We start from the raw sequence: 7,100 nt of genomic DNA, 5'->3' as shown, positions 1-7,100 counted from the left end.
AAAGTTTAAGAGAAAACCCCATTAAGGTGAAAAAAATGTACCGTGTTATAAAATCAACTAAACTATAACAGCTAAGCGATCTTCATCGCTGCCGATACCGTTCCAGAATTTAAAATATTCTGAGGGAGCCTTGAATGAAAAGCTATTTTCTTGCTACACTCTTTTTATCAACTATTTTTCTATTTTTTTCCGGATGTCAAAACAGCAATGAAACTGCTTCGAAGCCCACTCTCAAGAGAGCTTATGAGGGGCAGTCTATAATCCTCATCGTCCCGACACTCGAAGCCAGACTAATACGTGGCCCGATTTTGGATGAAGTCGAAGCGTTCGAAAAAAAAACAGGGGGAAAGGTTCGCGTCGTCACCCCAAGTTGGAATGAAACCATCGAGAAAATTGATCAATCACTCACAGACCCTAATCTCAACTACGATATTTTTGTCGTGATTTCAATGTGGAACGGCACCCTTTTAGGGAATAACCATATTGAGCCGATCCCCGAATCAATCAAAAAACAGATCGACTGGGAAGATATTCTCCCTATTTACCGCAATAGTGTCCTCTCGTGGAACAACAAAAGCTACGGACTACCCTATGATGGCGACTGTATCAATCTCTACTACCGGAAAGATCTTTTTGAGAATCCGAAAAATCGCACTGCATTCCAAAATCGGTATGGTTACCCCCTCACACCTCCTAAAACATGGAAATCATTTCGGGATGTGGCTGAGTTTTTCAACGGCTGGGATTGGGATAATGACGGAAAACCGGAATACGGAATGGCGGGGTTGAGAGTTAAAAACGATATCTCTATGCTCCAATTTTTCGCTCAGGCCGCCGCGTATGCCAAACATCCTGACGACAAAGCCTATTATTTTGATCCGGAGACGATGAAACCCCGTATCAACAATCCTGCGTTTGTCAAAGCATTAAAAGACTATATCGATTTTATGCAATTTGGCCCTCCGGGGATGGCAAGTTTTGCGGGGCACGATGTCCGTAACGCTTTTGCATCAGGTGAGGTTGCCATGGCTATGGATTGGGCTGATATGGGAATTTTTGCTGCCAATTCACCGGTCTCCATCGTCAAAAATAACGTCGGTTATTCCCAGATACCGGGTTCAGATACCGTTTACAATGCCCGAACGTCTCTATGGGATAAACGTGCAAATAGCGTCTCATCCATCAGTGGAAACTGGATGTTTTTGGTCAACAAAGAGTCTAAAAACAAAGAACTGGCCTTTGCTTTTGCGGCACATATGACCTCTAAAGAGATGACCAAAAAACTGACCGCAACGAACGGAACAGCCGTAAACCCTTCCCGCTATTCCCACTTTAACGATCCCGCTTCGTGGAATAGTGCGGGGTTTTCTACCCCTTCGGCCAAAGCCTATCTCGATGAAATCACCGTATCGTTAAAAAATCCAAACGTCGTTTACGATATTACCATTCCAGGAGCCGGAGAGTATTATCAAGCGATTGATGAGTATGCCTACAAAGCACTCATGGGAGAGATGAAACCGCAAGAAGCGATGAATAAAGCCTCCGCAGAGTGGGAAAAAATTACCGACAAAATTGGACGAGAAAAGCAAAGCTCTTTTTATAAGTCCTCGCTCAATTAACCATGCAAAATACGATGACGCTTCGAAGAATTGCCAATCTCAGCCTTGCCACCATATTGGGAGGTTCTATCGTTGTCGGAACCCTTTTGCTCTTGCTACTGCGTGATTACCAACGAATTACAGCGGATCAGGAGCTCAGTAAATCGGCGTACGAGTCCCTCTTCGTCCTCAAATATGATACCGAGAGGCTACTGACGACATCGGATCTAGAACAGCAAAAACAAACCCTCTTCCAATCCAAAGAAGTGTTTCAAAAACATTTCGCAGCATTAACGCCGAATATCCGTGAGAAAAAAGAGTGGATCGAATTTAAACATATCATCCTATCCGAACTTGATCAGGTACAACATGTCTTGGATTCTGAGCTATTTTCGAAGCAAAATATGATGGAAAAATCACTCTTGAGGCGGCTCGGAGAAGGGCTTAATGCGAATGAAAACAGTGCCTACTACATCAAAATTCGGGACCTGAATAACAAAATTATTTATCTTAAACAGTATGAAGACTTCCTTCTTGATGAGCTTTATACGTTTCAGCTTACCAAGTCACAACAAGCAGATAAGCATCTAAAAAATGCCACAACAATGCTTATTTTGGTCACTATAGCAACGTTTGTATTACTTGTTGTTTTGGCCTATTTTGTCTCCCGAAGCATTAAAAAAGCTGAAAACAATCTTTTGATGTCACAAGAAAATCTTAGAAGTGCCCTATCCTCACTGGAAGAAAAACAAAACATATTGGTGAGACAAAGAGATATTCTGGATCACTCTGCACACTACGATTCACTGACAAGTATCCCCAATCGACTTAATTTCGTTGAAAAACTCAACCGTTATATTCAACTTCAGCAACCATTTGCCGTATGGTTCATCGATCTTGACCGTTTCAAAGAGATTAATGACTCTTTTGGTCATAGCATTGGAGACGGTGTTTTGCAAGAGGTCGCTAACCGTCTTGTAAAAACGATAGGGTTAGATTCAATTGCCCGTTTTGGCGGCGATGAATTTGCCATTATCATAGAAAATGCACGGAGTAAAAATGATACAGAAGAGATCATTAAAGAGTTTCTTGGGATGCTTATTGATCCGATGAATATCGGGGGATATGAAATTTTTATTACGTGCAGTGCGGGAGCAAGCTTTTTTCCGAACGATGCCAAAAGTGCCGAGGAACTGCTCAGAAATGCCGATTCTGCAATGTATCAGGCTAAAGAAGAGGGGAAAAACACCTATCAGTTTTATACGCAGGAGATGACACAAAAAGTCTACGAGCGGCTAACACTGGAAAACAGTTTGCGCAAAGCCCTTAGCAATAAAGAATTCATCCTCTACTACCAGCCGCAAGTTGATATGTCTCTTGAAAAAGTAATCGGCTTTGAGGCACTTATACGATGGAACCACCCAGAGTTCGGAATTGTATCCCCACTCAAATTCATCCCTATTGCTGAAGAGACTGGGCTTATTATCGAAATCGGGGAATGGGTAATAGAAGAAGCATCGCGTCAAATAACCGAATGGAAACGTCAAGGATTAAATCCGGGTTACATTGCAGTCAATATTTCAGCAAAGCAACTAATTCATGGTAATCTCGAAAAAGTTGTCCCCACAATTTTGAAAAAACACAATTGCCTGACCGAGTGGATTGAGCTAGAACTCACAGAAAGCATTATCATGAACAATCCCGACTATTCTAAAAACATCCTCATACAGCTTTCAGAGATGGGATTTAAATTGGCGATAGACGATTTCGGAACGGGATACTCATCACTCGCCTATCTAAAAAATTTGCCGATAAATAAACTTAAAATCGACAAATCATTTGTCGATCATCTCCCCGAAGATCAGGCCGATGGTGAAATCGTAAAATCAATTATCCATCTATGTAAAGGGCTAAATCTCAACATTGTCGCCGAAGGAATCGAGACCGATAAACAAGGGAAATTTTTACTGAAAGAAGGGTGTTTAATCGCGCAAGGATACCATTATTACAAACCGCTACCCAGTTCAGAAGCCAGAAAAACTTTAACCGCCGATACTTCTCAATGCTAATAAACATTTTTAGCTACAATACAGATCAAAAAAGACAATGCAAACTTTATTCTCCATTTTAGGTATCTACCTCTTTATCGCTGTCGGCTTTGGTGCCAAATGGACATTCAAAGAGAAAATCGACGACCGTACCATAACCCTGCTTAGTGTCTATTTTTTACAAATTTTCCTCACCTTTTGGGGATTGCTCAAACGCCCTATCGATACGGAACTTCTCTTTGCACCTGCCCTTTATCTGGGAATCTCCCTTTTAGCCCTATTGTTGATGATCCCTTTAACAAAAATGCTCTTTCGTGATACAAAAGAGCGCTCCATTGCCACCGTCGCTGCACTGATCGGAAATACTGGAAATCTCGGTATCCCGCTGGGGATCGCGCTATTTGGGGAGATGAGTGTCCCTTATCTCACCCTCATCAATCTCGTCAATGTATTTGTCGTTTATACCATAGGAGTCTTTTACTATTCACGCGGCGAATTCAGTGTCCGTGATTCGCTCATGAATATCCTCAAACTCCCCGTCCTTTGGGCGGCGATGGTAGCTATCGCACTGAATCTTATCGGATATGTTCCTAGCCCTGCGGTGGATAAAACACTGATGATGGGGGCGTATGCCTCAATGACCATGCAGTTAGTGCTGTTTGGAATCTATCTGTACGGGATTAAATTAGGAGAGATAAACCTGCGACTCACCGCATGGGTCAACGGGACGAAATTTCTTCTGATACCCATGATTGCGTTTGTGGTGTTAGGGATGGTAGAGATGGATAGGGTCGTGAAAGGTATTTTATTTTTAGAGCTGATCGTCCCTCTAGCGGTAGCTAACGTAAATTTGGCTTCACTTTATAACTGTTCACCTCGCACCGTAACAGTGCAAGTATTTACGACATCCATCATGTTTTTAGGAATAGCTTTTATCTTACCTACGCTACTGCATCTCTTTTAACGAGCTACATTTTTGGCTTTCTTATGAGTAAACATTGATTGATCGGCATTCCTAAAAAGCTCATCAAACGTATGGACCATATCATCACTGTATGCGATCCCATAACTGCACTCAATAATAATCATCCCTTTATCGGTCACCAGAGGTGTCATTCTCAATTGTTCTTCAATTTGAACGGCAATTGAACGGGCATCTTGGGCTGATGTATTGGGTAAAAGTGCCATAAATTCATCACCTCCCAAACGAAAGACATAATCTCGCCCTTTCAAATTCTCCCGTATGACCGATGCAAATCGTTTTAGGGCTTCATCCCCGACATCATGCCCATAAGTATCGTTAATCAATTTAAATTTATCCAAATCAAACAGTACAATAGAAGCTTTAAGTTCATTTTGTCCGCACTGAGCCAAAACCTGATTAAGTTTTAGACGATTAAATATTCCCGTCAATTCATCCACTTCTGCCGATTGTTTGATTGAATCAAACGAATCAGCCAATTGTGCTCGAATTTTGTTAAATACATTTTTCAAATGATTCAGTTCTGCTATCGATGTTTTTACACTGATTTCTTTTCTCAAATCTTTGTGTGACATAATCCTATCAACCTGAACCACAAACTCATCAAGCGGATTAATAAATTGTCGTTTTAGCATAATATACAAAACGAATGAGATTGAGAGCACCGTTACTAAAAAGATCGCAACAATCATTTTAAAGACATACGTACTACTGACCCAAAATTCTCCCATAGGGAAGGTGAGTTCCAACATCCCAGCATCATCACCAATTTTTGCATTAGCATGGCACTGTAAACACGCTTGCTCAAATTTAATTGCGTAATGGTACCGTACCGTTGTATTATCAATCAGTTCCATCTCATCTCGATCGATCATCGTAAAAGAGTCTTGCCCTTGTCGTTTACCGTACACTGCGTCGACGAGTGGCCCTCGATAAAGTTTAACTTGAAGATTTTTATTATCGTGATTGATACGATACGTCATCGCATCAATCTCTTTTTGTCCCCAACCGTTTTGCATCGCGGTATAGAACATCGAAAAAATCATCCGTCCCGTCTGTTTACTTTGCTCTTTGAGCGGATTGCGGTCACTTTGACTAATAAGAATCCAATAGACGAGAAAAAGTGTTATTCCAAACAATGCTGAAAGTATCACTACTCGTTTAACAAATGAACCAAACCGTTTTATATCACTTCTTTTTTTCACGCTACCTCTTATACTGCTATAACTACCTATTATAGTAATAGCACGCTATAGTTAAAAGATTCCTAAAATGGAGTGAAAATAGAAGAGATCGTAGTATTTAGTTAAATACTACGAATGTTATCAACTGTTGCTGCTATAAGACGTTGACGTGCCTCACGTGATGTCCATGCGATATGGGGAGTGATGTAAAGGCGTTCTGGGTGTTTTACAACTAAGAGAGGATGGGGTATTTTCATCGGTTCTTTCGCTAACACATCCAAACCGACGAAAATCGGTTTGACGTCGATGATGACCGAGAGGGCATCCTCATCGACAATCCCGCCCCGACCGAGATTTAGCAACAGCGCACCGTCTTTCATTTGCAAGAGTTCGGAGTGGGAGATCAAATTTTCAGTCGATTTGTTCAATGGTGCGTGGATTGAGATGACATCGCTGTTTTCGATCAAACGGCTCAATGTCGTTTTTTCATACTCGCTGTTCTCATTTTTCCCTGAGGTGGAGTAATAACAGACGTTAGCACCAAATGCAGATGCAATTTTTGCCACATTTCGTCCTATCTCACCGAGACCGATAATCCCCCACGTTTTTCCACGCAGTTCGCTGAACGAGGGACCGATATGGGCAAATACCGCTTCTTTCTGCCACGCTCCGCTTTTGACATACTCATCGTAATAACGACTATGCCCCATAAGGTAAAACAACATTGAAAAAGTGTGTTGCACCACCGCATCGGTCGAATACCCCGCAACGTTTTTGACACTTATGCCCCGACGAGCGGCGGCATCATGATCGATATTATTGGTTCCCGTCGCAGCGACACAAATGAGTTTGAGATTCGGAGCCACTTCCATCACGGCATCGCTAATCACCACTTTGTTCGTAACAATCACTTCCGCCTCTCGAACGCGATCCATCGTCTCATCGGCAGATGTCGTCTGATAAACGACCACATCTCCCAGAGCTTCAAATCCCGCTAACGAGGTATCACCGTAGGTTAGTGCATCAAGTATGACTATTTTCATGCGTCTTTGATCTTTTGAATCAATTTCTTCGCTTTCTTCATCGCTTTATTCACTTTGTCAAATACCAACACCACAGCCATACGTCGTCCAACGTGCGCTTCAGGTTTACCGAATACGCGAACGAAGCTATTATCATCAAACAACTCATCGGCAACGTCGATCACCGGTTCATGCGATTCGACGGTAGATTTAAATGCCGCACTCGCACCGTCACCGTAGAAAGTAAAGCCTAACGGCAATCCAAG

At 42.1% G+C, this 7,100-nt stretch carries 5 protein-coding genes and 1 pseudogene; 3 read left to right on the top strand and 3 right to left on the bottom strand.

What is annotated here, in order from left to right; translation table 11 throughout:
• Positions 1 to 134 precede the first annotated feature (134 nt).
• Genes PHR02_RS12375 through PHR02_RS12365 form a run of 3 tightly spaced genes read left to right on the top strand, consistent with a single transcriptional unit; the run spans position 135 to position 4,610 of the window.
• Complete coding sequence (locus PHR02_RS12375) at positions 135 to 1,619, top strand: extracellular solute-binding protein (RefSeq protein ID WP_299992476.1); 1,485 nt, start codon at positions 135 to 137, stop codon at positions 1,617 to 1,619.
• Between the two features lie 2 nt (positions 1,620 to 1,621).
• A complete protein-coding gene (locus PHR02_RS12370) occupies positions 1,622 to 3,667 on the top strand; it encodes an EAL domain-containing protein (RefSeq protein ID WP_299992474.1) in 2,046 nt (681 codons plus the stop codon).
• Between the two features lie 37 nt (positions 3,668 to 3,704).
• A complete protein-coding gene (locus tag PHR02_RS12365) occupies positions 3,705 to 4,610 on the top strand; it encodes an AEC family transporter (protein WP_299992472.1) in 906 nt (301 codons plus the stop codon).
• Here PHR02_RS12365 and PHR02_RS12360 read toward each other — a convergent pair.
• The 3 genes and pseudogenes from PHR02_RS12360 to purT form a co-directional block, all read right to left on the bottom strand.
• Positions 4,607 to 5,833 (bottom strand): diguanylate cyclase, encoded by a 1,227-nt coding sequence (locus tag PHR02_RS12360; RefSeq protein WP_299992471.1) that lies wholly within the window; start codon positions 5,831 to 5,833, stop codon positions 4,607 to 4,609. The two genes, PHR02_RS12365 and PHR02_RS12360, sit on opposite strands and share 4 nt — an antisense overlap.
• Before the next feature lie 101 nt (positions 5,834 to 5,934).
• Complete coding sequence (locus PHR02_RS12355; protein WP_299992469.1) at positions 5,935 to 6,855, bottom strand: D-2-hydroxyacid dehydrogenase; 921 nt, start codon at positions 6,853 to 6,855, stop codon at positions 5,935 to 5,937.
• A pseudogene (gene purT, locus PHR02_RS12350) lies at positions 6,852 to 7,100 on the bottom strand (phosphoribosylglycinamide formyltransferase 2); the annotation flags it as partial. The pseudogene purT and the gene PHR02_RS12355, both read right to left, overlap by 4 nt.

This window comes from Sulfuricurvum sp. (genome assembly GCF_028688295.1).
Taxonomy (GTDB): Bacteria; Campylobacterota; Campylobacteria; order Campylobacterales; family Sulfurimonadaceae; genus Sulfuricurvum.
The sequence above is the reverse complement of the archived record's forward strand: the minus strand, read 5'-3'. Positions and strand labels throughout refer to the sequence as shown.